A 25,806-nucleotide genomic window follows, 5' to 3' on the forward strand; every position below is an offset into this window, starting at 1 on the left:
CCAATCTTCCAGCGAGACTGCGACCGTTCATCGCGATTCGAGCACTACGACACTGCGCGGCTCTACGCGGCAGTTGCCGCATTCGATGTGAGCGCTCTCTATCGTCCCAACAATGTCCGACGGCGCTTGCGCCGCCGTATCGACGATGCGCCGCCAGCTCGCGTCGTCGAGCGTGGGAAGCTCTACGTCGCGCGCATCGGCATTCATGTTGAGGATCACGTGCAACATGGGCTCGCCCGGCGCAAGCCCCGCGAGCGTATACGCGACGAGGCGAGCACTCGGGTCGCCCCAAGTGGGACACTCCAGTCGCTCGCCATGCCAGGCGACATCGCGATGGGCCCGCCCGTGCTCTGTAGCGCCCGTGAGGAACCGGCGACGGCGCAGGCTCGGGTGACGCTTGCGCAGCGCGATCATCTCGCGCACGAACCGCAGCATGTCGAGCGCGTCGGCGTCGAAGTGCCAGTTCATCCATGACAGCGCGTTATCCTGGCAGTACGCGTTGTTGTTGCCGCGCTGGCTTCGCAGGATCTCATCGCCGGCGAGCAACATCGGTACGCCCTGGCTCAACAGCAGAATCGCGATGAAATTGCGCGCCTGCCGCATACGCAGCCCGGCGATCGACGGATCATCCGTGTCGCCCTCGGCGCCGCAGTTCCACGACAGGTTGTCGTTGCTGCCGTCGCGGTTGTCGTCGCCGTTCGCCTCGTTGCGCTTCGCGTCGTAGCTGACGAGATCACGCAAGGTAAAACCATCGTGACAGGTCACAAAATTGATGCTGTTCACTGGCAGTCTGCCGTCCGATTGATAGAGGTCCGCGCTCCCCGCGAGGCAGGTGCACATCTGGCCGATCATTCCCGGATCGCCGCGCACGAAGCGCCGGATCACATCGCGGTAGCGGCCGTTCCATTCGGCCCACGCCATGCCCGGAAACGCGCCAACGTGATAAAGACCCGCCGCGTCCCACGCCTCGGCGATCAGCGGCACGCGCGCGAGCACCGGCGACGCTTCCATGGCCCATGGCAGCGGTGGCGTGCGTAGCAAAGCGCCGCCCTCGCCGCGCGTGAAGACGCTCGCGAGATCGAAGCGAAAGCCGTCCACACCGAATTCCTGCACCCAGTACTCGAGACAATGCAGGATGAACGCCGACACCAGCGGATGATTGCAGTTGACCGTATTGCCGCAGCCTGTGTAGTCGAGATAGCGCCCGCCATCGGCCGGATCGACGTGATAGAAGACTTCGTTAGCAAGCACCTTGAAATTGATCACGGGACCGCTCAGGCCCGCTTCCGCGGTGTGATTGAACACCACGTCGAGCAACACGCGGATGCCCGCCGCGTGCATCGCGTCGAGCAACGCACGGAACTCCTGCGGCGCTCGCTCAGGATCGACGCAATAGCGCGGATGCGGACTATAAAAGCTATGCGTGCTGTAGCCCCAGTAATTGACGAGCCCCTTCGCTGCTGCCAATGCGGGCACATCCTGTTCATCGAACGCCATCACCGGCAGGAGCTCGACGTGCGTGATGCCCAGTTCCTTCAGGTACGGAATCTTCTCGATCAGTCCCGCAAACGTGCCGGGGTGTCGAACGCCGCTCGATGGATCGCGGGTGTACCCGCCCACATGCAGTTCGTAGATGATCGCGTCGTCGAGCGTGCGCACGGCCACGTCTTTGCGCTCGGGCAGCGGCTCCGTGACGATGGCCCGAAACGATGCATGCCCGGGGTCCCTCGCACCGGTTGCGGGCTCGCGGTGCCAGTGGCGGTCGCTGACCGCGCGCGCGTCGGGATCGAGCAACTCGTGACGACCGGCCGCTTCGTCGTCGAGTTGCGGCACGCCATGCGGGCCGTAGGCGCGCCATGTGTAGTAGCACGGCACCGCAAGGTTGGCGATCAACACATGCCAGAAATAGAACGTGCGGTTTCTCTCGGGCGCGAGTTCGATGATCTGAAACGGCGTAACGCTGTCCGTCGAAGCGTAAAGCAGCAGTTCCAGGTGTGTCGCATGCCGGCAAAAAATGCAGAAGTTGACGCCGTCCGGCACGACCGACGCACCGAGCGGAAATCGCGAACCGGGCCGCGCCTGATAATTGCGCGTACTCCCGACGTTAGGGCTGTCCAAGGTCGATCCTCACCGCACGCGCGTTCCAGATCCGCTCGCAGTACTCCCTGATCGAGCGATCAGACGAGAACTTGCCCGAGCGCGCTGTATTCATGATCGACATGCGCGTCCAGCTCCGGGCGTCGCGCCATGCTTCGCTCACGCGGTGCTGACACGCGACGTAATCGGCGAAATCGGCAAGCACGAGAAATGGATCCGAGTGAAGCAGATTGTCGACGAGTGCCCTGAACATTTCGGGGTCGCCGCGCGAAAAACGGCCCTGAGCTATTTGCGCGATGGCTTCGCGCAGATCGTCGTTGGCTTCCACATAGTCGGACGGCCGATAGCCGCCCTGCTTCAACTGCTCGACCTGCTGCGCGGTCAGGCCGAACAGGAAGAAATTGTCCGCGCCCGCTTCTTCGCGAATCTCCACGTTTGCGCCGTCGAGCGTACCGATCGTCACCGCGCCATTCATCATGAACTTCATGTTGCCGGTGCCGGATGCTTCCTTGCCCGCGGTGGAAATCTGCTCGGACAGATCCGCTGCGGGATAGACCCAGTGTCCGTTCTTCACGTTGAAGTCCGGATAGAAGACCACCTTCAGCCGGCCGTCCACCACCGGATCGTTGTTGACGACTTCTGCAATGCCGGTGATCAGGCGAATCATCAGCTTGGCCATCGCGTAACCCGGCGCGGCCTTGCCGCCGAAGATAAAGCAACGCGGCGCAATGTCGAGCCCGGGGTTGCGACGTAGCTGGTGATACAGACTGATGATGTACAGCGCGTTCAGATGCTGGCGCTTGTATTCGTGAATGCGTTTGACCTGAATGTCGAACAACGCATTCGGATCGACCTCGACGCCAGTTTCGCTCGCGATCCGCGCCGCGAGTGCCGCCTTGTTGTCCCGCCGGATCGCGCGCCATGCTTCATGAAAACCGGCGTCGTCGGCATGCGCCGCCAGTGCGTCGAGTTGCGCAAGATCGGTGCGCCACTTATCGCCGATCGTCCGATCGAGAAGACGCGCGAGCCCGGGGTTGCTCAACATCAGAAAGCGGCGCGGCGTCACGCCGTTCGTCACATTGAGAAAGCGCTGCGGGAATAGTTCGGCGAAGTCACGCAGCACGGTCTGGCGAAGCAGGTCCGAATGCAGCGCGGCCACACCGTTCACGGCATGAGCGCCAACCGTAGCCAGATGCGCCATGCGTACTTTCTTGTCGCCGCGCTCGTCGATCAGGGACATGCGTGCGACGCGCGCGTTGTCACCCGGAAAAACGCGCCGCACGTCGTCGAGAAAACGGCGATTGATTTCGTAGATGATTTCGAGCAGGCGCGGCAGCAGGCTCTTGAACAGCGGCAAGCCCCAAGTTTCCAGCGCCTCGGGCAACAGCGTGTGGTTGGTGTAGGCGAAGGTGCGCTGCGTGATGTCCCAGGCGGGGTCCCACGCAAGCCCGTGCACGTCCAGCAGCAGACGCATCAACTCGGCTACCGCGATGGACGGATGCGTATCGTTGAGCTGCGCGGCAAACAGGTCGGCGAACTGCTCGATCGACGTGCCCTTCAATGTCATGAGCCGCAACATGTCCTGAAGCGAGCACGAAACGAAAAAGTACTGCTGCGCGAGCCGCAAGCGTTTGCCCGCTTCCGGTTCGTCGTTCGGATAAAGGACCTTCGATAAGGTTTCCGAGACCACCTTCTCCTGCACGGCCTCGTAGTACTGGCCCGCGTTGAAGTCCCGGAAGTCGAACGACTCCACCGCTTCGCTTTTCCACAACCGCAGCACATTGCAGGTATCGACGCGGTAGCCCTGCATCGGCAGATCACAGGCAACGCCCTTTACCTGATGCGCTGCAATCCAGTTCACCCGCAGGCGTCCCTGGTCGTCGGTCTGGTGCTGCGTGTATCCGCCAAAGCAGACGTAGTGGCTCACGTCAGGCTGGACGATTTCCCAGGGGTTGCCGTTCTGCAGCCACTTGTCGGTCACCTCGACCTGCCAGCCGTCGCGAATCTGCTGGTCGAAAATGCCAAACTCGTAATGGATTCCGTAACCGATTGCAGGTATTTCAAGCGTCGATAGCGAGTCCATGTAGCAGGCTGCCAGGCGTCCGAGGCCGCCGTTGCCGAGCCCGGGTTCCTCCTCGATCGCGAGCAGCGCGTCGAGGTCCTGGCCGAGCGCATGCATCGCTTCACGCGCTTCGTCCTGCATGTCGAGACTGAGGAGGTTATTGCCGAGTTGCGGACCGATCAGGAACTCGGCGGAAAGATAGCAGGCAACCTTGACGTCCTCCGCTGCATAGACCTTGGTCGACGCGGCCCAGCGGGCCAGCATCCGATCGCGCACGCTGAAGGCGAGCGCCATGTACCAGTCATGTGGGCCCGCAATGTCCGGATAGCGCGCTGCGCGGCAAATCAGATTCCTCACCACGTCGTTCTGGAACGCGTCGCCGCTCACGTCGCGCGGGGCGGCTTGCGGGTTGGAAGTCGCCCCTGCTACGGAAACATCGTTCATGGTCGTTTGCCTCGCCTGTCATGCCGGGGTTGAATGGTCTGCCGGCGCCCATGGCAGCCCGTTCGCCAGATTTCAGAAGTCCGATTCGAGCCCAACGGTAGAGCGCCGGGCTCACAGTGAACCGCTCAATACGGCCACACCCACTCGGAAATCTCTGCGCTATCGGTGCCGTGTTCGTGCGCATAATTCAGATTGAGGATGATCGCGTTCCTCATGTCCTCGCGAAGATGCGCGGTTCTGCCTTGCAAGCGCGGCACGCGATCGAGCACGTCGAGGACCAGATTGAAGCGGTCCACCTTGTTCAGGATCGCGAGTTCGAGAGGCGTATTGATGTTGCCCTTCTCGGTGTAGCCGCGAACGTGAAGATTCTCGTGGTTGCGAAAACGATATGCGAGCTTGTGAATCAGCCACGGATAACCGTGGAAGTTGAAGATCACAGGTTTGTCTACGGTAAACAGACTATCGAAGTCGCGCTCGGTCGAGCCGTGCGGATGCTCGCTCACCGGCTGCATCTTGAACAGATCCACCACGTTCACGAAGCGCAGCTTCAGTTCGGGCAGACGCTCGCGCAAGATAGCTGCGGCGGCGAGCGCTTCCTGCGTGGCGACATCGCCGCATGAAGCCATCACCGCATCGGGCTCCATGTCTTCGTCATTGCTCGCACGGCGCCATACGCCGATGCCTTTTGCGCAATGCATGACCGCTTCGTCGATGGTGGTGAACTGCAGATGCTTCTGTTTATCGGCGACGATCACATTGATGCAATCGGTGGAACGCAGGCACTCGTTCGCCACGACGAGCAACGTGTTGGCGTCCGGTGGTAGATAGACGCGCGTGACCGATGGGCTCTTGTTCGTCACGAGATCGATAAAACCGGGGTCCTGGTGAGAGAACCCGTTATGATCCTGGCGCCATACCGTCGACGAAAGCAGGATGTTCTCGGACGCTACCGAAGCGCGCCACGGCACATGGTTTTTGCATACGTCTAGCCACTTCGCGTGCTGGTTGAACATCGAGTCCACCACGTGCGCGAACGCTTCATAAGTATGAAAGAAGCCGTGACGGCCGGACAGCAGGTAGCCTTCGAGCCAGCCCATCAACGTGTGCTCCGAGAGCATTTCCATCACGCGGCCGTCGCGCGCGAGTTCGCCGCCGTCGTCGTCCTCGGGCAGCATGTCGGCCATCCACACCTTCTTGCTGACCTCGTAGATCGCCTGCAAGCGATTGGACGCGGTCTCGTCAGGGCCGAAGACGCGAAACGTGTTCATGTTGCAACGCATCGTGTCGCGCAGGAACTGGCCGAGCGGCTGGGTGTTCTCGCGCAGCACCTTGCCGGCATGCGTGACCTCGACCGCGTAGTCGCGGAAGTCCGGCAGCTTCAACTCGCGGCGCAGGACGCCGCCGTTCGCATGCGGATTGGCGCTCATGCGGCGTGGCCCTTGCGGCGCAAGCTCGCGCAGCTCGGCACGCAACTGGCCGTTGTCGTCGAACAACTCGTCGGCCTTGTAGCTGCGCAGCCAGCTTTCCAGCAGTTCGAGATTTGAGGGGTTGCCGGTCACATCGGAAAACGGCACCTGATGCGAGCGCCACGAGCCCTCGACCTTGTGGCCTTTGATTTCCTTCGGTCCCGTCCAGCCCTTGGGCGTGCGCAACACGATCATCGGCCAGCGAGGCCGCTCGGGATTGCCGTTAGCACGCGTTCTTTCGTGAATCGCGCGGATTTCGGCGATGATCGTATCGAGCGTGGCCGCCATCTTCTGATGCATCTCCGACGGCTCCGATCCTTCGACGAAATACGGCGTATAGCCGTAGCCCTCGAACAGTGCTTTCAGTTCCTCATGGCTGATGCGCGATAGGATTGTCGGATTGGCAATTTTGTAGCCGTTCAGGTTCAGGATCGGCAGGACGGTGCCGTCGCGGACCGGGTTGATGAACTTGTTCGAATGCCACGCGGTGGCAAGCGGTCCCGTCTCGGCCTCGCCATCCCCGACCACGCAGGCGACGATCAGATCAGGGTTGTCGAGCGCAGCACCATAAGCATGCGAAAGGCTGTAGCCGAGTTCGCCGCCCTCGTGAATCGAGCCGGGCGTTTCGGGCGTCACGTGGGAGCCGATATGACCCGGAAAGGAAAACTGCTTGAAGAACTTCTGCATTCCCTCGGCGTCTTCGCTTTTGTCCGGGTACACCTCCGAATAAGTACCTTCCAGATAGGCAGGACCGAGTACGCCCGGCGCGCCATGTCCAGGCCCGGCCATGAAAATCACATCAAGATCGTCGCGCCTGATCACGCGGTTCATATGCGCCCAGACGAACGACAGCGCGGGGCTTGCGCCCCAGTGTCCGAGCAGACGGTGCTTCACGTGTTCGACCTTCAAGGGCTCCCGCAAAAGCGGATTGTCCCTGAGGTAAATCATGCCGACAGAAAGGTAATTGCACGCGCGCCACCACGCGTCGATGCGTCGGAGTTCGTCGTCGGTCAGGGTTGCGTGAGACGAAGTGTTCGATGCGCGCTCGTCGCTCATGCTGGCGTCTCCTGTCCTTGTAGACTCGACCACAAGTGAACGGTGTCGGTCCCATTAACGTCGACATGAACGGACGCCCGGGACGGTGTGTCGATTGCCAGCGTAGCGCATGCGCGCATGAGAGGACATGAGACTTTGGGCCTAGCGCATCGCGCCGCGACGCTGTCATACGATGCGGCTGGCCGTTCAGAGCGTGGCAGCGCCCACGCGTTCGCGTGCACTCACTTGAACCGCGGTTAGCACTGGCCGGCTGCTCTCACCTGGGAACATTGCAATCGCCAGTGGTCCAACTGCCTGTGCCCTTATGTTTTAGCGAAATGGTGAGCGTGCTTCCTCTGTTCGCCGTTATCACCTGTCCGTAACTGACGGTCGGAATGAACTGGATATCCGGCGCGACCGCTACCGGGGGATTGCGTGACCCATCGATTGTCAGGTCGAGTTGCACGGTGATGGAGTCGATATCGACGTCCCCCTCCCGCTTGCGCGCCGCTTCCTGCTTCCTGAAGTTGCACAATCCGTCGAGGACTTGTCCCAGGGCAGTCGGGATATCTACCGGCTTACCCGGAGAAATCGGCGGCGTGTTGCAGCCGACGAGCAGCAAGGAAAAAGCGAAAACAGGCAGACAGAGGTGGGCGCGCATCAGCATCTCCTTTTCCGATCGGTATGACGAACGGCATCGTGGGTCGCCGCGGGTTAGATACGCCAGGCGAACTAGAAACTCACCGCAAACCCGAATGACACGCCATGCACATTGTGTCCGAACACATATCGCACCAAGGCACGCGTCCTGGTAATGATGACCGGATACCTGGTGCTGTCGAGTTCGAGGCCGACGCCCAACGAGGTGAGATCGTTGAAACCCAGCACGCCCGCGCTGTCGCCGAAATAATGTGAGTAAGCCGCTTCGAGCACATAGCGGACTGGCCGGTCCAATGCGTGCCATCCCGTAGGCGCGCGCCAGCGAGTCCACAGGCTGATTTGCTGCGCCATGGCGGACCCCTGCACTGCCTGGGAAGAACCACCGAAGCTGCGCAGATAAATGTCCGTAGCCCTCAACTCAGCGTCAATTTCGTAGTTGTCACGGTAGCGCTCATAGTCGAGCATCAGCGAGCCGCCATAGCCATACGCGTCCAGCGAACCGTTCTCGAGAAACTGGAGGTTGGCATCGGTGGCGCGATTGAAGATGGTCTGTCCCACCTTCAAATCGCTGGAGACGCGACCTAGCGTTCCGTTCAGAATCGGACGAAACACCAGTTCATTCGTGATCCGGAAATCCCATCCAATGCCGACTGTGCCACTGAAGGTGTTCCATTTCGTCGGCACCGGACGCTGTCCCGAGCCGTCGGACGCGACAAAAACCGGATCGTAACGACTATAGGCGAGCGTGCCCTCCAGGTACAACGGGAACGACCGGCTCATCGTGAACCCGCCGCCAAGCTGTGTCTGGCCGAAGCCGGGGTTGCCGGTCGTGCCGCTATTGACCGACAGGTTACTGGTAGTGACGTCCGGGACGGTCGTGTAACTCATGACGGCGAGCACGGCGTCCGCGTGCTGTCTGACGTTACCCCCAACCACGGCAGGCCCCGACGACCGGCCCGGAAGGTCCTGCGCAATCGAAAGACAAGGCACCAGGCTGAAAGCTATGGTCGCACATGCCAACGACGCCCGGCGTGGCCAATGGAGCCGCAGTACATGTATCGCCCGATCGACTGACGGTCTGTCCGCGTCCAGTACGAACCAGCACACAGCGTACAGAAAGCACATTGCACACTCCTGTATGTTGGGCCATTGCTTCCTTGTATCCGGGACACGCGCATCACTGCGGCGCATGAAGTTTTCTCTGGCTTCTTCGAGCACCCAAACGCGGCAGGCACACGTCGAATTCAGAATAGACAAAATACGCCGCCGTGGCGGGAATATTGCCACCGCGCAGCGACGCAGTCGTTCAGACGCTCCGTCACGGCATCGTCGTGCCGGGCGGGCTAGCCGAAGCGGGAAACGGCGTTTGTGCGGGTTGTTCGTCGACGGGATCCGCCAGCGACGCCGCAGGCGGTCCGATAAACACTGGCAGTAGAACGACATCCCGCTCGGCAGCCGGCATTCTCGCGAGAGCATGCAGCGTCACTCTCGTCATCCAGCAGACATCGGCCGGGGTCGCCGTGGAAGGCTTCGCTGTATATGCCATATACCGATCGACGTTGAACGGGTCGCCGCCCAGTTCGATGACCACCGCACGAGACATTGCCTCGGACGCTGCCGCGTATTCTTCCCGCGTCGGCACGCGTACCGGCGCCGCGGAACCGCTGCTCACCATTACCTTGTACATAAGATCGAGGTAAAGCTCCGCTTCGGCGTCGGACATCTGCGCGATCGTGATGCGGTTCATGACCGTTACGATGTCGACGAGCCCAAAACAATTGACCGGCACCAGCTCGTCGAGCACACGGGTGAGCAGCACCAGGTAACGCGATCGGTCCGCAGGCGTGAGGCGAGCGAGGCCACTCGACATCATGGCTTCCCGCTGTTGCGGATCGAGCAGCACATGAACGAGCGCCGGTGCGCCGCCTGGAACATGGGCGGCGATAACCGGGTCGTGGATTACCTTGTCGAACCACGCGAAAATGATGCGGGCTTTGGGCGAGCCTTGGCTGATCCCGTACTGGCGAAGGATGTCATCGATATCTATGGCGCCGGGCTGGGGCGCAGCCGACCCGGCTGCAGCGGCGTCCGGCGACCCATCGTGGAAGTCCTGATGAACCGCCGCACTCGCGCTCAACGAGATGAGGAGCGTGAACCATACAGTCAGCCGCAGCATCTCTCTCTCCGCAATAGCGACAAGCGCAGGGCTCGCGATACGTTTCAAAACGCATCCGGTTCTTTCTGCATGGACACGTTGAGCGGCATGAAGATCGACGCTTCGAGGCTCGCCGCCAGCGGCTCGACATCCGGCTTCGCCTTCTCGTCCGCGTATTCGATGGCAAGAGGTCGCCGCCAGATTCACGAAACGCTATCGCGCATCAGCAGGAGATCGAACGCTCGTTGGCGCTCCCGGTGACAAGCGTCTTCGCGCCTTTTTTTAACGGCTGCTATGAGACATGCCGTCTCATCGTGATTCTCCTTGTGCTTACGCGCCGATCAGGGCGCGAGTGTGACGGGCGATCATCAGTTCCTCGTTGGTCGGGACGACCCACACGCCGACCCGGCTCGCGGGCGCGCTGATGCATGAACCGTTCGCTTCGTTCGCGCCGGGGTCGATGTCGATGCCGCACCACTGCGCCTGCTCGCCGACACGCTGCCGAACCTGCGCCGCATGCTCCCCGATGCCTGCCGTGAATACCAGTGCATCGATGCCCTGGAGCGCGGCCATCAGCGAGCCGAGCTCCCGGCAGATCCGATACACATACAGTTCAACGGCGAAGCGGGCACGAGGATCGTCGCTCGCCAGTAGCACGCGCATGTCGCCGGAAATGCCGGAAACGCCGAGCAAACCCGACTGGCAATACAGCAGGTTTTCCACTTCGCGCGTGGTCATCTTCAGTTCGTCCAGCAGATACAGGATCACGCCCGGGTCGAGGCTGCCTGAGCGCGTGCCCATCATCAGGCCGTCGAGCGCAGTGAAACCCATCGTGCTCGCGACACTGCGGCATGCCGACAGCGCACACAGGCTCGCGCCATTGCCAAGATGCGCGACCACCGTGCGGCCGGCCGCGGCTCCCGGTGCGATCTCCTGGAGCTTGCTGGCGATGTACTCGTACGACAGTCCGTGAAAGCCATAGCGGCACACCCCGTGTTCGGTAACTGCAGCGGGCAGCGCGAAGGCCTTCGCCTGTTCGGGCTGCGTTGCGTGAAAGGCCGTGTCGAAACACGCGATTTGCGGCAGCGCCGGATTGCGTTCCGCGATGATTGCGATCGGCTTCAGGTTATGTGGCTGGTGCAGCGGCGCAAGCGGCGTCAGCGTGTGCAGTTCCGCGAGCACGCCGGCATCGATGAGCACCGGTGCGATGAAACGCGCGCCGCCGTGCACGACGCGATGCCCGACCGCCACGAGGCGATGGCCTTCCCGATGCCCGCGCAGAAACTCGGCGATATACGCGATCGCCCCGGCGTGTTCCAGGCCTGCGCCGTCTCCCCATGCGTGAGCGCCGGCCTGCGCGCCGGACGCATCGAAGGCGGCGAAGTGCGGCGAACTGAACAGCCCGTCGATCTGCCCTCGCAGCACGCAAGCTAGCTCGGGGGTTTGCGCATCGAAGGCGCTGAACTTGATGCTTGACGATCCAGCGTTGAGTACCAGGATGACGTCAGCCATGATCTACACCAGCAACCGAGCTTCACGGCCCTTGCTCGCCACCAGCGACGCGACCGCGCACGACGCGAGCCGCGTGATGATCGAATCGGCGCGGCTCGTCAGGATGATCGGCACGCGCGCGCCGAGCACGATGCCCGCCGCGTCCGCGCCGGCCAGAAACGACAGGCTTTTTGCCAGCATGTTGCCGGCTTCGAGATCGGGCACCATCAGAACATTGGCGCGCCCCGCCACCGGCGAATCGATCTTTTTCATGCGCGCCGCTTCGGGGTCGATCGCATTGTCGAGTGCGAGCGGCCCGTCGACGAGCGCACCTGTGATCTGATGACGATCGACCATCTTGCAGAGCGCCGCCGCTTCGATCGTCGACGGGACCTTCGGGTTCACGATCTCCATCGCCGAAAGAATCGCAACCCGCACTTCCTCGACGCGAAGCGCATGGCCGAGATCAATTGCGTTTTGCAGAATGTCGGCTTTCTCCGCGAGCGTCGGTGCTATGTTGATCGCGGCATCGGTGATGATCAACGCGTCTGCGTGACCCGGCACGTCCATCACGAAGCAGTGGCTCACGCGCCGTTCGGTGCGCAAGCCGCCGTCGCGGCGGACGACGGCGGCCATCAGTTCGTCTGTGTGAAGGCTACCCTTCATGATCGCCTCGGCCTTGCCTTCGCGCACGAGTTCGACCGTTTTCGCCGCCGCCGCGTGACTGTGCGGCACGTCGATCAGTGGATACTCGGCTATCTGCAGCCCGCATTCTTCGGCGACGGCACCGATGCGCTCGCGCGGTCCCACGAGAAGCGGCGCAATCAGCCCCATCCCCGCTGCCTCCACGGCACCTTCGAGCGATGCGCGATCGCATGGATGCGCCACGGCAGTGAGCAGCGGCGGCTGGCTTTGGCAAAAGGCGATAAGCCGTTGATACTTCTCGTGCGTACGCTCCACGGTTCCTCCCGTGCATTGCGACGGTCGTTGCGCGCGCGGGAACGCCGGCAACGCTGACATAGCTCGTGCAGGACGACTATCGCCGCCGCGCGACGCTACGGCAATAGGACTTTGGACCGATCTCCCGCAGCTTGACTTCGCGAGCCGCGAGTCGATTGACGCCTAAAACCGTCCGCGCCGGGTGGGGTCGTACATGGGATCCGGTGACTTCTGCGTTTGCCGCAAAATGCCTGCGTCGTCGAAATAGAAGTGAAAGATCATGTGATTGATATTGTTCTCCAGATAGCGGTACGACCACACATCGCGCTGCATCCTCTGAAAGCGCGCGGTTTCGAACGGGCGCCCGAAGTTGATGAGCACATCGTCGCGAGTCCACTTGCCGACCTCCGCGCGATAGAACTCGCTCTCCTGCAGCACCTGGCGCATGCTCACCACTTTGCCGGAGGCGTCGATATCCGCGACGGTCGTCGTCGTGCCCATCGGTTGCGTCGGCCACATCAGGCGCTGGCCGCCATCCGGCAGCGCGTAGGTTTCCTTGGGTGGCCCAAGCCGCGCAATCGCCGTCGACTGATCCGCGCCGGTTTCCACCTGCTGATGAGGGTGCGTACAGCCCATGAGCCCGGATGTCAGCGCGCAGATCAATACACATGCGATCTGGCTATTCATGAACTTCTCCCGTCGATGATGAGGCCTTGCTGTCTTGTTTCACCAGACAGGCGCCTCGTACGGCATGACGATCTGCTTGCTCCTTAGTGGCAGATCCGCGATCCCGCCGGAACTGTCGCCCGAGTCCATCCGCTTCCTTTGGCCAGATCAAAACGGCGGCAGGTTTAGCGCACCGGACTCCGGTCCATGCGTTAAGCCAGCCTTTCCGAAATTGTTGCGAGCGATGGCGGCGTGAGGCTATCGGACAAAGGTCTTACGCTAGAAACTGCGGAGCGATGGCTACAATCGGACTTTCGGCCATTCTCAATGCAGGCAGGACAAGCGCGACACCAGGCAGCCGGGTCGCCAGCAGAAACGGGGCATTAAGTATTGAGGGAAGGTGCTGGTCGAATGCCGTGCGCGCCTATGGCACGGGCCAGACCAGGAAGAACAGCAAAGGAATAGTAGGGCTGCGACTCGACCGTTGGTGTGGTCGGCATCACCTGCCCTGTTGGCTTCGATAGCGCGCATCCAATGGCTGATCTCGGTTAGCGCCTTTCGTGGCGATTACTGCTTGCGGCAATGCGCGCGACGATCGGCACCAAGCGAGGATTGAACATGGGGATTGAACTGGCACGACCACTCGCCCGCGCGACGATTGCATCAATGGTGACTCGCGCGACCGCGCGTTGCGCCCGTCTTGCAAACTGCTTCATACGACGGTTACTGACCGGATGCCTCGCCCATACCAGCGCTGCGAACCACCCGATAACCGTCCATCCAAGCAGAATGTTCACCATTGTCACCGCGAACGCGTCTTCGCGTTCTCTGGCGTCTGCAATCATTGCGGGTACCAGGTACAGCATCAGCGCGCCCACAAACAATGCACCCTCGATAATTTTCAACATTTCGACACCTCGTGACAGCTTCGCCTGGCTGACTGCTTTTTGATTAGTGGCCAAAGTACACACGACTGACAGACTCGACGGATTGACGGCCGCCAGATTCCGAAGAGGACGCAGCTACGCCACCATACGAATCACTGACAGAGCCGACTGCACCGTTGCGTTCTGCCGCAACGGTTTGGGCACTCGGGCCTCGCTGCGAAGCAGGTGCTCCCACCGACGGGCGATAAGAAGGTGCAGGACCGTAGCCGCTGGCAAACACAGGGGCGGCAAACGAAGTAGTGGCGGCGATGAGCACAGCTGCAAGAAGTTTGCTTTTCATGATGACTCTCCGATGCGATTCTGAGGAAGCGCGAATCGGGTGAGACGCGCGCCGTTGACAAGAGTCAGTGTAGACGGCGCCTATCCTTTTTCTATGCCCATAGCGTGAAATCACAATTGCTGCAGACCGAACAATACCCCGCTGCATGGCGGAGTCGCGGGCATCGCGGCCAGCCACGTCGACTATGTCTCAGCGCGAGCGCCCGGTGCTTTACCGTTTGCTCGCGCGCCGTCAGTTTATTGTCAGCTCCCGCCGAAAAAGATGTTGCATTGCGGGTTCACCCTGCAGGGCCGGGCATGTTTCGCACCGCTCTGTACCATCGTATCGGAGGTGCCACCGTACGATTCCATCCCCGCACTGGGGTTGGAAACCTGTGTCTGACCGCTCTCTTGCGGAGCGGGCTGAGGAGCCTGGGGCGTGCCTTGCGAATGCGCCAACCCGGCGATGAAAAGCAGCCCGACAACCGATCCAACCATCCGTCGTAATTTCACATTGCCTCCTTGATCTGCGTTGGGTTATCCATTCATGCCGTTCGTTATTCGCGGCGAACTCGAAAACCGACACCCGGTTTTCGGATTCAGAAGCGCGCCTGCGGCCTGCGGGTCGAGTCGAGTCGAGTCGAGTCGAGTCGAGTCGCCCAGGACCGTAATCCAGGAAAGTTGGGAAGATACGAAGCGCAGTGCGCCCGGCCGAGACGGGGACGCAAGTTGGCGTGCGCATTGGCAATGTCGATGGATTTTGTGGACCCCTCGACACGAATAGTCGCCCTGCAAGTACGTTATAGCGCGTGGGATGACGAATAGTTAGTGATTATTCGACCTGTCTATTGCTTAGAACTGCGGCGAGATTGTTTGCCGCGTTCAGCCAACGATGATCGCCAGAGCGGGCCTCTTATCTTTGACTAAGTACCGCCAAGGTGGTGTTGGTTTTTGGCCCGCAACAAGACGTTCCCTGTGTTCGGCCGAGTCCAACAACGCCTCGCTGTTGCGGAGCCGCTGTATGCATTCGTTGCCCTGCCAGCGGGCTTTGCACGCGTGTCAGCGGTAAGGCATCGCTACCGGCACAGTAGTTGCAAACGTTAGCTGCGCCACCAGGAGACAGCCATGATGCGGCTCTTTGCAAACTCAGTGCAATCGAAACCAACGTGCAACAACGCAATCGTCGTCATTGGCGCTATCGCATTCGTTGCGGTATGCGCGACCGGCATTGCTGCATTCGCCGGGCTATTGCCCGAATCGGAAAGTGTGGCTGTCAAAGTGACTGCGACACCGTTGATAGACCTGCAGACTCAAATTAAACAAACAATCGCGAGTCCATGATTCGAAAGCCGCGAGAAGCGCCGATCGCATTTGCATCGAGTCGCGAACAGTGGCCGCCGTTCGGCCATATTCTTCGCCTTTGCGTTTCGTTGTCCTACCATATCAACTGCGATAAGTTGGCACGCATCGGGCTGCCCCCTGCCATCACATCCTGCTTCGTGTCCCGTCGCGTTTTGCGCAACTCATCCGCGTTGCCGCGCCGCTCATCGGGCAAATCGGCCGCGCAAACATCTCTGGTCAGGAGCGGCCATGAAACGAATCGTCGTGATCGGCGGTGGCTTTGCGGGCTTGTGGAGCGCCATCGGCGCGGCCCGCAAGCTCGATGAGCAAGGTGCGAGCAATCAGGTCGAAGTCGTCATGGTCAATCCTCACGCGCACCACAGCATCCGGGTGCGCAACTACGAAGCGGATCTCGCGGCGACGCTGGTACCGTTGAGCGATGTGCTAAGCCCCGTCGGCGTGCAATGGATCCAGGGCGCAGCCACGGACATCGATGTCGCCGGCAAACAGGTCACGGTGAGCGTCCGCGGACGCACCGCGCCGCTGCCTTTCGACAAGCTCGTGCTGGCATCGGGAAGCCGCCTTGTCGACGCGCCGATTCGGGGGCTCGCGGACCATGCGTTCAACGTCGATACATACGAAGGCGCCGAACGCCTCGAACGACGACTCCTCAGAATGGTGCATTCACACGGTGCTGGAAGCCTGACCTTCGTCGTTATCGGCTCAGGCCTCACGGGCGTGGAGGTCGCCTCCGAGTTGCCGCACCGTGTGCGCGACCTCCTGGCAGCTAGCGGTGAGCGCATGCGTGAGCGCGAGGTTCGCGTCATGCTAATCGAGCGTGCGCCGCGGATCGCAATGGCGATGGGCGGCGCGCAGCCTGTCATCGAACAGGCATTGACGCAACTCGGCGTCGAGATGATGACCGGCGTTGCAATCGAGCAGATCGACGACACGGGGATGACGCTCGCGGGCGGCAAGCGCATCGACGCATCGACGATTATCTGGTGTGGCGGCATGCATGCGAGTCCGTTGACACGCTGCATTCCTGTCGAGCGCGATGCGCTTGGGCGGGTGCCGGTCGACAAAACCCTGCGCGTTGAAGGTGTCCCCGACGTCTTCGCAGCCGGCGACGTGGCACGTGCGCTCTTTGAAGGCGGCAGGCACGAATCCGTCATGTCCTGCCAGCACAGCAGGCCGATGGGGCGTTTCGCGGGACACAACGTCGTCTGCGATCTGCTCGGTCTGCCGATGCTGCCGCTCGACATCGACTGGTACACGACCATTCTCGACCTCGGCCCTTGGGGCGCGGTCTACACCGAAGGCTGGGAGCGCAGGCTCGCGGCACAGGGCCAGCAAGCAAAAAACGTCAAACGCGTCATCAACACTGAGCGGATCTATCCGCCCCGCACAGGCAACCGCGCCGATCTTTTCAACGCGGCGGCTCCGATTGTGCAAGCGCCGCCGCCCATCCGCGGGTGACACGCCACAAGCGCGTTATGCGCTCGTGAAGTGCCGTTCGGCAAACGGACTGCCGACTTCGGTCGCGCACTTTTGCCAGACGCCTTCACCCGCACGCATCAAACCTTCCGGGCGATCCACCCAAGTCACTGTGCGGCATTGCTCACAAATTGTTGCACTTTGTTTCAATCCGCTGAATTGCCCACCTGGCAACGCTTTGCGTCCCATGAGATAGCCGACGCACAGTCAGGCTGGCCGCGGCAGGGTGAAGATTTCAAACGATAGACCGTTAAAGAACTCAACAAGTGAGGCACACACACCATGAAGATTGAACCCAGCAACTACCCCCTCGCGGCCCCGCGCAACAGTACGCAGCGCGCAACGAACAACAGCGATACGAATGGCGCGGTCGAATCCGTGAACCCCGTCGGCGCTCCCGCCGCACAGAATGCTCAGGTGAATCTCACGTCGATGTCCGCGCTGCGCACGTTCAGTAATCCGGATATCGACACGGCGAAGGTCGAGTCGATCAAAGCCGCGTTGCGTGACGGCACCTACAAGATCGATTCGGGCAAGATCGCCGACGGTGCGCTAAACGCTGCGCGCGAGTTGCTGCAAACGACAACTCGGTAGCCGGCGGCTGAACCTGGTGGCACCGCCGGGAGGTAACGCATGTCGCTGCTCAGCTCCCGACGCCTGCGCATACGAAGATGGCGCTCGCTCCTGACCCGCCGCGGTCCACCTACCGTTTTCCCCGGAGGGCTCGCGTCAAGCCTAGCTCGTCATAGGGCTTGGCCAGAATGACCGCCCCGGCAAGCCATTCGTTGCTCAACGCGCTCGGGTCTGGATTGCCGGATGCAATCACGACGTGCAGGTCCGGGTATTTCTTGCGCGCCTGAACTGCAAGCTCGCTGCCTGACATACCGGGCAAGCCCAGGTCAACAATCAGCACGTCTAGAGGTTGAGCGTCCAGAATCGGGAGCGCCTGTTCCGCACTGGCCGCGGTGAACACGCGGTGCCCGAGACTTTCGAGCATGTCTCCGGTGGACATCAGGATCAATTCCTCGTCCTCGACCAGCAGCACGCGCAGCGCGAGGTAAGCAACGTCGTTGACAGGCCGTTCGCGGACGGGCCGGGAACGGACCGCCGGGGCCGGGCGCTGGCTGTTCAGTTGCCGTTGATTTGCCAACACGTGACGCAGCCGTCGCGCCAAAGCCTCGCGGGTGTATGGCTTACTCAGCAACTCGATGCCTTCATCGAGGCGGCCGCCATGCACGATCGCATTTTCCGTATAGCCCGACGTAAAAAGCACTGCGATGTCCGGCAACCGCTCCCTCGCCTTTCGAGCAAGTTCGGGGCTGCGCAGCGGGCCAGGCATGACCACATCGGTGAAGAGCAGATCGATCGGCACGCCGCTCTCTATGATGGCCCATCCGCTTTGCGCATCTCTCGCTTTCAGCACCCGATATCCAAGGTCCGTCAGCATATCGACAACCGTGTTGCGCACATCTTCGTCATCCTCTACTACCAGGATAGTCTCCGTTCCCCCAACCGCGGGTGCGGTCTCAGTCTCCGGCGTGCGATCCTCCTCCTGGCGAGACCTTGGCAAGTAGATACGGATGGTGGTCCCTTCGCCCAGCTCACTGTAGATTTTGATGTGGCCTTCTGACTGCTTGACGACGCCCCACACCATGCTCAGGCCAAGGCCGGTTCCCTGCCCTTCCGGCTTCGTGGTGAAGAAGGGTTCAAACGCGTGCTCGATGACTTCTCCCGACATTCCGGAGCCCGTATCGGTGACGGCAAGCATCACGTACTGGCCTGGCCGGACGTCGGGGTGGGCAGCGGCGTAAACGGCATCGAGCGACGCATTTCCCGCCTCGATCGTCAATTTGCCACGGCCTCTCATTGCGTCGCGCGCGTTGATGGCGAGATTGAGTAACGCGTTCTCCACCTGGCTCGGATCGACCATGGTGTTCCAGAGACCGCCGGAGATGACGGTTTCGATCTCTATCTCCTCACCCAGAGCGCGGCGCAGCATATCGTCCATCTCGCGGATGAACCGGCCAAGATTGACCACCTTGGGTCGCATCGGCTGGCGCCGCCCGAAAGCAAGCAATTGCGAGGCGAGTTTCGAGCCGCGTGTGACCCCGGCTAGCGCGTTACGTAAGCGCCTTTCCCCGGCTTCATGGCCGGCGATGTCTCTCGCCAACAGCTGGAGATTCCCCGCAATCACTTGCAGCAGGTTGTTGAAATCATGAGCCACCCCGCCGGTCAGTTTGCCGATCGCCTCCATCTTCTGTGCGTGGCGCAGCGCCTCTTCGACGCGCTCGCGTTCCTCGGCCGCGCTAAGTAGCTGTTCATTCGCAGCCTGGAGTTCTAACGTCCTTTCGACGACTTTTGCTTCCAGCGTCTCGTTCAAGCGTAGCTGCCGTTCCTCGCTTTCACGCAAAGCCTGCTCGGTCACGGTGCGTTGTGCGATCTCTGTCTGGGCGGCCTGATACAACCGCGCATTGTCGATGGCGATCGCCGCCTGGGCCGCGACACCAATCAGCAGGCGCTCGGCGCGCTCGGTAAATACATCAGGTTCGGGATGACCGAAGAAAAGACCGCCCAGCACTTCGCCAGAGCGCGAAACGACCGGAGCGGCCAGGTAGCTGCACACGGGCAGATGCCCTTCAGGCATGCCGAAATACGGAGCGCTCTTGCCATAGCGCGGATCGCGCGTGATGTCGGCGGAGCGCACGATAGCCTCGCCGTTGAACGTCGGCGCAAACACCTTCGTGTTGCGCGGCATCGGAAATTTTGAAAACGCTTCGCGCGGCACGCCCGAGATGGAATAGAGCGTATAGCGCTCGCCACGCTCGTCGAGCACATTGTAGAAAAACGCGCCAAATGCGGCGCCCGTGAGCTCTTTCGCGGCATCGGTGACGACTTGCACAGCCTGGTCCAGATCCAGCTCGGCCGCGATCGTCGCGCCGATTTTATTGAGGACCTCGAGCAGGTTGGCCTCGTCGCGCAGAGCGTGGCTCATCTGTTTGCGAAGTGTCGCCATGGCGAGCGCTGCGTTGACCCGGGCAACGAGTTCGCGCGCCGAAAATGGTTTGACGAGGTAGTCGTCGGCGCCGGCAGCGAGGCCATCCAGGCTCGCCTCTTCTCCCGCTCGCGCCGACAACGCGATGATGGGCAGGTCCTTCAACGCCGCATCGCCACGGATGGAACGTATCAAGCCAAAGCCATCCAGCCTGGGCATCATGATGTCGGTGAGCAGAAGATCGGGACGGCGGTGGCGAATCGTCTCCAATGCAGCCTGCCCATCCGCGACGACTTCGACATGATGAGAACCGCCTAGCAGACGTTGCACGTAGGCACGCATGTCGGCGTTGTCGTCGGCCAGAAGAATGTGAGCCCCATCGGTCACCGGCGGCGCCGGCGTCGTAGCGGACTCGCTGATCCTGTCTCTGCCGGAAGTCTCGTGAGGCGCATTCCCGTCGGGCAACCAGCGCTCAGCCTCGCCGACGTAGGCCTCGACACGCAAGGCGCTGGAACTCAGCGGTCCTTCATGCTCGATCTGCGGCGTTGCCAGATGTCGCGTGCCAAAAGGAATGGCAACGGTGAAGACTGTCCCTTTGCCGATTTCGCTTTCTACCCGAACGGTGCCGCCATGCAGCCTGACAAGTTCCTCGACGAGAGCGAGGCCTATGCCGCTGCCCTCGAACGAGCGACCGCGCGCCCCCTCGATACGGTGAAACCGCTCAAAGAGCCGCGGCAGTTCCGCCGCGGGAATACCTGTCCCAGTATCCCGAACGACCAGTTCAGCCGATTCGCGCTGCCTGAGTTCGACCGATACCCCGCCTTCGAACGTGAACTTGAACGCGTTCGAAAGCAGGTTCAGGACAATCTTTTCCCACATGTCACGGTCCACGTAGACCGGCTCAGTCAGCGTCTCGCAATCGACCGTCAGCGTCAGCCCAGCACGCTCCATGGCCGAGCGGAAATTGCTGGCGAGGTCCGTGGTGAGCTGCGCAAGATCCGTGGCTTGAAAGCTGGCCTGCAAGCGCCCCGCCTCGATCCGCGAAAAATCCAGCAGGGAATTAACGAGTTTCAGGAGCCGCAGGCCGTTGCGGTGGGCAAGCTCAACCTGCCGGAGCCCTCCTTCGCCGAGTTGCTCCGGGTCGGCGAGCAACTCTTCTATCGGCCCCAGCATCAAGGTCAGAGGCGTACGGAACTCATGACTGACATTGGAAAAAAACGTCGTCTTGGCGCGATCGATCTCGGCCAACGCCTCGGCACGTCGCCGTTCTTCCTCGTAGGCGCGGGCACTGGCCAAGGCGGCTGCAATATGTGAGGCGGCTCGCTCCAGGAAAGCCTGGTAGTCGTCGTCGACGGCGCGGCGTGGGCTTATCCCCGCGACGAGAATGGCGGCAACCGCTCCCGGGTGCGCCGTCGCCTGAATCGGAAGGATGAGCGCATGAGTACACGGCTCGGGCCACGGGCCGCCAGGGAGCGGGTTCGTGAAACGTTCGGCAAGATCGTCCACGAGAAGTTTCTGCCCTGTCCGCCGCACGCTGGCGAGAGGCCATGGCGCGTCGGCGTGGGCAATGTCGATTACCGTCGGCGCAGCCGGACCGTCCCGGTCGATCCCGGTGAGTCCCATCAGGTGCGCCTGCTGTCCTTTGTCATCGATCCGGTAAAGGAGACTGAATGGCACATCGACGCTTTTCGTGGCGAGCAGCGTCGCCGCGACTGCAAATACCTCTTGCTCGTCTCGCCTCGCAGTCAGTGCCTCGGCAAGCTCGCGCAGCGCACGTTCACGCCGCTCTGCAAGGACAGCGGAAGTCGTTTCCAGGACGGCATTGAAGATGCCCTCTACCTGGCCACCCTCGCCCCGGATCGGGCTGAACGTGAAGTTGAAATAGCACTCTTCCGTGTACCCGTGGCGGTGCATGGGGAGCAATTGGTCATGCTGCCATACCCCGGCTCCGGTCTCCTGCACTTGATGGAACAGCGGGCCGATAGTGTCCCAGATCTCGGGCCACACTTCCCGGCCTGGCCGGCCCAGCGCCCAGGGGTGCTTCTTGCCCGGAATCGAACTCCAGGCGTCGTTGTAGAGCAGCGCCAGTTCCGGTCCCCAGTAGATGGCGATCGGAAAATTCGCTTCCAGACAAATGCTCAAGGCGGACCGCAAGCTTTGCGGCCAGGCTTCAGGTTCACCCAAGGGCGTGGCGCTCCAGTTGTGCGCGCGCATCAGCGCGCCCATTTCGCCGCCGCCATACAGGAAATCATGAGCCACAGACGGTGCTGTACGGTATGTGTCGGATGATGTCTGGTCGCTCACGGCTACCTCAACTGGACAAAAAGGCAGCCATTATCCTTCAAATGCGGCGGTTCGTAGTGTGCCCATGTGGGAGGTTTCTTCGTTGCCTCCTGCTGGCCATTTACCCTTTCGCGGCCATTGCATCAGGAGGGCAGATAAGCGCGCAAAAGGCGGGCGGACTTTGCGAAATACGTACCGGCGACGTTTCGAGGCAGCGGTCATTGATACCGCTGTTTGGATAGTCTGCACTGCGCGCACGCACGGAATGCGCATACGCTCCGGGATAGATGCCGTTGAGCTTGGCCGTGCCGGTCAGGACCTTCATTGCAAGCAAGTTGTTCCACGGTCCAGCACGTGTGGGCAGCCGCCTCGCCTCGGCCGAGGCAAGCGGAACAGACCGTTAGTTGCGTAAGAAGACGCCATTGCCTAGCGCAAACTACACCGAGAGGGCGAGGCGCATACGATCGCCAACTGCCCTCTGGCAGTTGGCACTCAGCGAGTCGTATACCGAGCCCTGCGCTAGCCCCGCGACTTGCGCAGTGCCCCGGCCTTATGAACCGCGCGCTTGCCGCTCTTCTCGCTCTCCACTTCATACGACGGACTGGACGGCGATGCCGCAACAACATGTCCATCCACTTTTGCGCGCTCAGTAATGACGCGTTTGACGCGCCCGTGCGTTTCGCCCTGCGATGTGTTCCAGCTAACGCGATCCTTCGGTTTGAGATCGTCGCTCATTGCGACCCTCCGTTCGTCAAGTTGATGGGAGTCGGATGCGCAATCGACATGCCGCGCACACGGCGCGTCGATCTCGCAGCGTCGTGCGGACACCCGGCGCCCCGAGGCGCAGTTGTGAGGCCCGACTTCCGCCAGCAAACAGCGCCTCACCGCATCAACTCCGTCAGCAGTCAGGTCGGCATCGCGCCATCGTTAGGACGATGGCGCTCCTCGCCTGCGATGGCCGCGCCTGTACGGTCGTTGCGCACGTCGCCTTGCTGCCACGTCGACGCCTCGTCCTCCGGCAAGCAATCTCCCTTGCTGATCGAGAGCAGCACGGGCACAGACTTATACGACGGTGTCCCGCTACGCGCGTCGCAGTCATGCAATGCAATGAGCCCGTTCGCCTCGGGGTAGTAGGCCGCCATCGATCCGCGGGGAATGTCGTAAGCGACCGCCGTCATGCCGCACAGGCGACGCGATCCGCCGAGGCTCACGGTATCTTCGATCGCCTCGACATCGACGAGATCGCCATGCTGCAGTCCGCGCGAGTCGAGATCCTGCTCGTTGACGAAAACCACATCGCGACGGCCCGATATGCCGCGATAGCGGTCGTTGTAGCCGTAAATGGTCGTGTTGTACTGATCGTGGCTGCGTATCGTGGCGAGCAGTAGCGCGTCACTGCGATTCACGCGCGGATCTTCCATGACGCCGCTATGGGCGATGAAACGCGCGCGGCCGTCGGGCGTGTCCCAGCGGCGCGCAGACGCGGCGTTGTAAAGCCGGAAGCCGCCCGGTTCTCGTATCCGCTCGTTGTAGTGCTCGAATTGCGGAAACACCGCTTCGATCAGGTCGCGAATGCGGCTGTAGTCGGCGACCCAGCCATCCCAGTCGAGCGCCGGATCGTCGAGCGATGCTTTAGCAATGCCCGCGACGATCGCCGGTTCGGAGCGCAGATGCTCGGACGCCGGCGGCAGTGATCCTTGCGACGCATGCACCATCGACATGGAGTCTTCGACGGTGACAGACTGCGGCCCGCTTGCCTGGATATCCAGTTCGGTGCGTCCGAGACACGGGAGCAACAGCGTCTCTTTCGCAGCCAGCAGATGCGAGCGGTTCAGCTTCGTGGCGATATGCACAGCCAGGTCGAGCTTGCGGATCGCGTCGAAGCAGACGCCGGGGTCCGACATCGCGACCGGCAGATTGCCGCCCAGACAGATCAGCGCCTTCGCGCGCTCGTCGCGCATGGACTGCATCGCGGCAATTGCGCCGTGCCCGTGCTCGCGCGGAGGCTCGAAGCCGAACACGCGCTTGAGCGAATCGAGGAATGCAGGCGGCGGCACTTCGGTGATGCCCACCGTGCGATCGCCTTGCACGTTGGAGTGGCCACGCAGCGGACAGATGCCTGCGCCATCGCGTCCAATGTTTCCTCGCATGAGTAACAGGTTCGCAATCTGCTGGACGTTCGCGGTCCCGCTGCGATGCTGTGTGATACCCATTCCATAGCAGGCGATCACGGCGCGAGACTCTGCATAAATGCGCGCAAGCTTTTCGATCTCGTCGCGCGCAACGCCCGAGGTCGACACGATCTGGCCCCACGGCGTGGCTTCCAGATCGCGCACCAGCTCGTCGAACCCGGTCGTGTGTTCGTCGATGAACGCGCGATCCACTACGCCCTCGCCTCCGTTCTCGCGGCTCTCCCGGTCCATGTCGAGCAGCGTTTTCATCATCCCTTTCAGGGCTGCGACGTCGCCACCGATCTTGAGTTGCACATAGTCGGTGGCAATAGGCGTAGAGCGTCCAGTGGCCATTTCCACAGCGTCTTGTGGCGAAGTGAAACGCTCCAGTCCGCGTTCGCGCAACGGATTGAGGGCCACGATTTTCGCCCCGCGCCGCGCGGCGGCGCGCAGCGTCGCGAGCATGCGCGGATGGTTGGTGCCGGGATTGTGTCCGATGCAGAATATCGCGTCGCAATGGTCGAAGTCAGCGAGCGTGACCGTGCCCTTGCCGACGCCGATTGATTCGGGAAGGCCCACGCTCGTGGGCTCGTGGCACATGTTCGAACAGTCGGGGAAGTTGTTCGTGCCGAATCGGCGTGCGAGCAGTTGGAACAAAAACGCCGCCTCGTTCGACGCCCGCCCCGATGTGTAGAACTCCGCCATGTTCGGATCGGGTAAGGCGCGTAGCGCGGCGCCGATCCGCGCGAACGCCTCGTCCCACTCGATCGGCACGTAGCGGTCGGTGGCGGCGTCGTAGCGCATTGGATGAGTCAATCGCCCTTCGTCTTCTAGCGCGAAGTCGCTCCAGTGCCACAGTTCGCTGAGCGAATGCAGTGCGAAAAATTCGGGTGTCGTACGTTTGCTCGTCGCTTCCCACGACACAGCCTTCGCGCCGTTTTCACAAAACTCGAACGACGAGGTGCTGCGCGGGTCCGGCCACGCGCACCCAGGGCAATCGAAGCCGGCCGGTTGATTCACCTTCAACAGCATCGTCGCCTCGCGCGCCACACCCATCTGCTGGCGCACGGCGCGAGCAACTGCCTGCAACGCCCCCCAGCCGCCAGCCGGGCCGCCATAGGGCCCAACTCCTGGTACATCACGCTTGCTCATTTCTCGTCCTCCGGTAAGCATCCGGGGAAACGCGCAAGCGATGTGCCCACGGGGTCGCGCTGGTTGCAGACTTCGTGCGGAACGTGGATGAGGAGCAGACGCCGCTCAAGGGCAGCCAGCGCCACGAAACTGCAGATCGGTTCCCAAGGC

Annotated in this window: 17 protein-coding genes; 3 read left to right on the forward strand and 14 right to left on the reverse strand. The window is 61.7% G+C overall.

Translation table 11 applies throughout. The annotated features are described in order from the left end of the window. Positions 1–27 precede the first annotated feature (27 nt). The 11 genes from JMY24_RS16600 to JMY24_RS38395 form a co-directional block, all read right to left on the reverse strand. On the reverse strand, positions 28–2,118 hold the full coding sequence (locus tag JMY24_RS16600) for a glycogen debranching protein (protein ID WP_201702469.1): 2,091 nt from the start codon (positions 2,116–2,118) through the stop codon (positions 28–30). After that, the gene (locus JMY24_RS16605; protein ID WP_128597487.1) at positions 2,105–4,603 is read right to left on the reverse strand and encodes a glycogen/starch/alpha-glucan phosphorylase; all 2,499 of its coding nucleotides are present in this window, start codon (positions 4,601–4,603) and stop codon (positions 2,105–2,107) included. The genes JMY24_RS16600 and JMY24_RS16605 overlap by 14 nt, the downstream gene beginning before the upstream one ends. 125 nt (positions 4,604–4,728) lie before the next feature. Then, complete coding sequence (locus JMY24_RS16610) at positions 4,729–7,125, reverse strand: phosphoketolase family protein (RefSeq protein WP_128597488.1); 2,397 nt, start codon at positions 7,123–7,125, stop codon at positions 4,729–4,731. Positions 7,126–7,381: 256 nt separating this feature from the next. Continuing rightward, positions 7,382–7,765, reverse strand: coding sequence for a hypothetical protein (locus JMY24_RS16615; RefSeq protein WP_236597421.1), 384 nt, complete (start codon positions 7,763–7,765; stop codon positions 7,382–7,384). Between the two features lie 71 nt (positions 7,766–7,836). Then, positions 7,837–8,757: a hypothetical protein gene (locus JMY24_RS16620; protein ID WP_236597434.1), complete on the reverse strand. Its 921-nt coding sequence runs from the start codon at positions 8,755–8,757 to the stop codon at positions 7,837–7,839. Positions 8,758–9,082: 325 nt separating this feature from the next. Then, positions 9,083–9,940, reverse strand: coding sequence for a hypothetical protein (locus tag JMY24_RS16625; protein WP_128597490.1), 858 nt, complete (start codon positions 9,938–9,940; stop codon positions 9,083–9,085). Between the two features lie 309 nt (positions 9,941–10,249). Further along, positions 10,250–11,431 carry an acetate/propionate family kinase gene (locus JMY24_RS16630; protein WP_128597491.1) on the reverse strand — a complete coding sequence of 394 codons (1,182 nt, stop codon included), beginning with the start codon at positions 11,429–11,431 and terminating at the stop codon, positions 10,250–10,252. A gap of 3 nt (positions 11,432–11,434) precedes the next feature. Further along, on the reverse strand, positions 11,435–12,370 hold the full coding sequence (locus tag JMY24_RS16635) for a phosphate acetyltransferase (RefSeq protein WP_201702470.1): 936 nt from the start codon (positions 12,368–12,370) through the stop codon (positions 11,435–11,437). Between the two features lie 162 nt (positions 12,371–12,532). Beyond that, positions 12,533–13,036, reverse strand: a complete 504-nt coding sequence (locus JMY24_RS16640) for a hypothetical protein (RefSeq protein WP_128597492.1) — start codon at positions 13,034–13,036, stop codon at positions 12,533–12,535. Positions 13,037–13,563: 527 nt separating this feature from the next. Then, positions 13,564–13,977: a superinfection immunity protein gene (locus tag JMY24_RS16645; RefSeq protein ID WP_236597422.1), complete on the reverse strand. Its 414-nt coding sequence runs from the start codon at positions 13,975–13,977 to the stop codon at positions 13,564–13,566. Continuing rightward, positions 13,967–14,242, reverse strand: coding sequence for a hypothetical protein (locus JMY24_RS38395; RefSeq protein WP_128597493.1), 276 nt, complete (start codon positions 14,240–14,242; stop codon positions 13,967–13,969). Before JMY24_RS38395 ends, JMY24_RS16645 begins: the two co-directional genes overlap by 11 nt. Before the next feature lie 1,103 nt (positions 14,243–15,345). Between JMY24_RS38395 and JMY24_RS16650 the strand changes: the two genes are divergently transcribed. The 3 genes from JMY24_RS16650 to flgM all read left to right on the forward strand — a co-directional run bounded on the left by JMY24_RS16650 (position 15,346) and on the right by flgM (position 17,652). Next, complete coding sequence (locus tag JMY24_RS16650; protein ID WP_128586280.1) at positions 15,346–15,561, forward strand: hypothetical protein; 216 nt, start codon at positions 15,346–15,348, stop codon at positions 15,559–15,561. 249 nt (positions 15,562–15,810) lie between these two features. Then, on the forward strand, positions 15,811–17,040 hold the full coding sequence (locus JMY24_RS16655; protein ID WP_128597495.1) for an NAD(P)/FAD-dependent oxidoreductase: 1,230 nt from the start codon (positions 15,811–15,813) through the stop codon (positions 17,038–17,040). 300 nt (positions 17,041–17,340) lie between these two features. Next, positions 17,341–17,652, forward strand: a complete 312-nt coding sequence (gene flgM, locus JMY24_RS16660) for a flagellar biosynthesis anti-sigma factor FlgM (RefSeq protein WP_128597496.1) — start codon at positions 17,341–17,343, stop codon at positions 17,650–17,652. Between the two features lie 109 nt (positions 17,653–17,761). Here the strand turns inward: flgM and JMY24_RS16665 are convergent, their stop codons facing one another. From JMY24_RS16665 to JMY24_RS16675, 3 genes are all read right to left on the reverse strand, one after another. Next, a complete protein-coding gene (locus JMY24_RS16665) occupies positions 17,762–22,354 on the reverse strand; it encodes a response regulator (RefSeq protein WP_128597497.1) in 4,593 nt (1,530 codons plus the stop codon). 498 nt (positions 22,355–22,852) lie between these two features. Then, entirely contained in the window at positions 22,853–23,068 is a 216-nt protein-coding gene (locus tag JMY24_RS16670; protein WP_128597498.1) for a hypervirulence associated TUDOR domain-containing protein, read from the reverse strand. Positions 23,069–23,238: 170 nt separating this feature from the next. Then, complete coding sequence (locus JMY24_RS16675) at positions 23,239–25,656, reverse strand: FdhF/YdeP family oxidoreductase (RefSeq protein ID WP_128597499.1); 2,418 nt, start codon at positions 25,654–25,656, stop codon at positions 23,239–23,241. Between the last annotated feature and the right edge of the window lie 150 nt (positions 25,657–25,806).

It is taken from the genome of Paraburkholderia kirstenboschensis (assembly GCF_904848585.1).
In the GTDB taxonomy this organism is placed as follows: domain Bacteria; phylum Pseudomonadota; class Gammaproteobacteria; order Burkholderiales; family Burkholderiaceae; genus Paraburkholderia; species Paraburkholderia kirstenboschensis.

Bases quoted from the DNA above. Each gene is read 5' to 3' on its own strand.
- JMY24_RS16605 (WP_128597487.1), bottom strand. From the start codon at position 4,603: ATGAACGATGTTTCCGTAGCAGGGGCGACTTCCAACCCGCAAGCCGCC.
- JMY24_RS16610 (WP_128597488.1), bottom strand. From the start codon at position 7,125: ATGAGCGACGAGCGCGCATCGAACACTTCGTCTCACGCAACCCTGACC.
- JMY24_RS16615 (WP_236597421.1), bottom strand. From the start codon at position 7,765: ATGCGCGCCCACCTCTGTCTGCCTGTTTTCGCTTTTTCCTTGCTGCTC.
- JMY24_RS16625 (WP_128597490.1), bottom strand. From the start codon at position 9,940: ATGCTGCGGCTGACTGTATGGTTCACGCTCCTCATCTCGTTGAGCGCG.
- JMY24_RS16630 (WP_128597491.1), bottom strand. From the start codon at position 11,431: ATGGCTGACGTCATCCTGGTACTCAACGCTGGATCGTCAAGCATCAAG.
- JMY24_RS16640 (WP_128597492.1), bottom strand. From the start codon at position 13,036: ATGAATAGCCAGATCGCATGTGTATTGATCTGCGCGCTGACATCCGGG.
- JMY24_RS38395 (WP_128597493.1), bottom strand. From the start codon at position 14,242: ATGAAAAGCAAACTTCTTGCAGCTGTGCTCATCGCCGCCACTACTTCG.
- JMY24_RS16650 (WP_128586280.1), top strand. From the start codon at position 15,346: ATGATGCGGCTCTTTGCAAACTCAGTGCAATCGAAACCAACGTGCAAC.
- JMY24_RS16655 (WP_128597495.1), top strand. From the start codon at position 15,811: ATGAAACGAATCGTCGTGATCGGCGGTGGCTTTGCGGGCTTGTGGAGC.
- flgM (WP_128597496.1), top strand. From the start codon at position 17,341: ATGAAGATTGAACCCAGCAACTACCCCCTCGCGGCCCCGCGCAACAGT.
- JMY24_RS16670 (WP_128597498.1), bottom strand. From the start codon at position 23,068: ATGAGCGACGATCTCAAACCGAAGGATCGCGTTAGCTGGAACACATCG.
- JMY24_RS16675 (WP_128597499.1), bottom strand. From the start codon at position 25,656: ATGAGCAAGCGTGATGTACCAGGAGTTGGGCCCTATGGCGGCCCGGCT.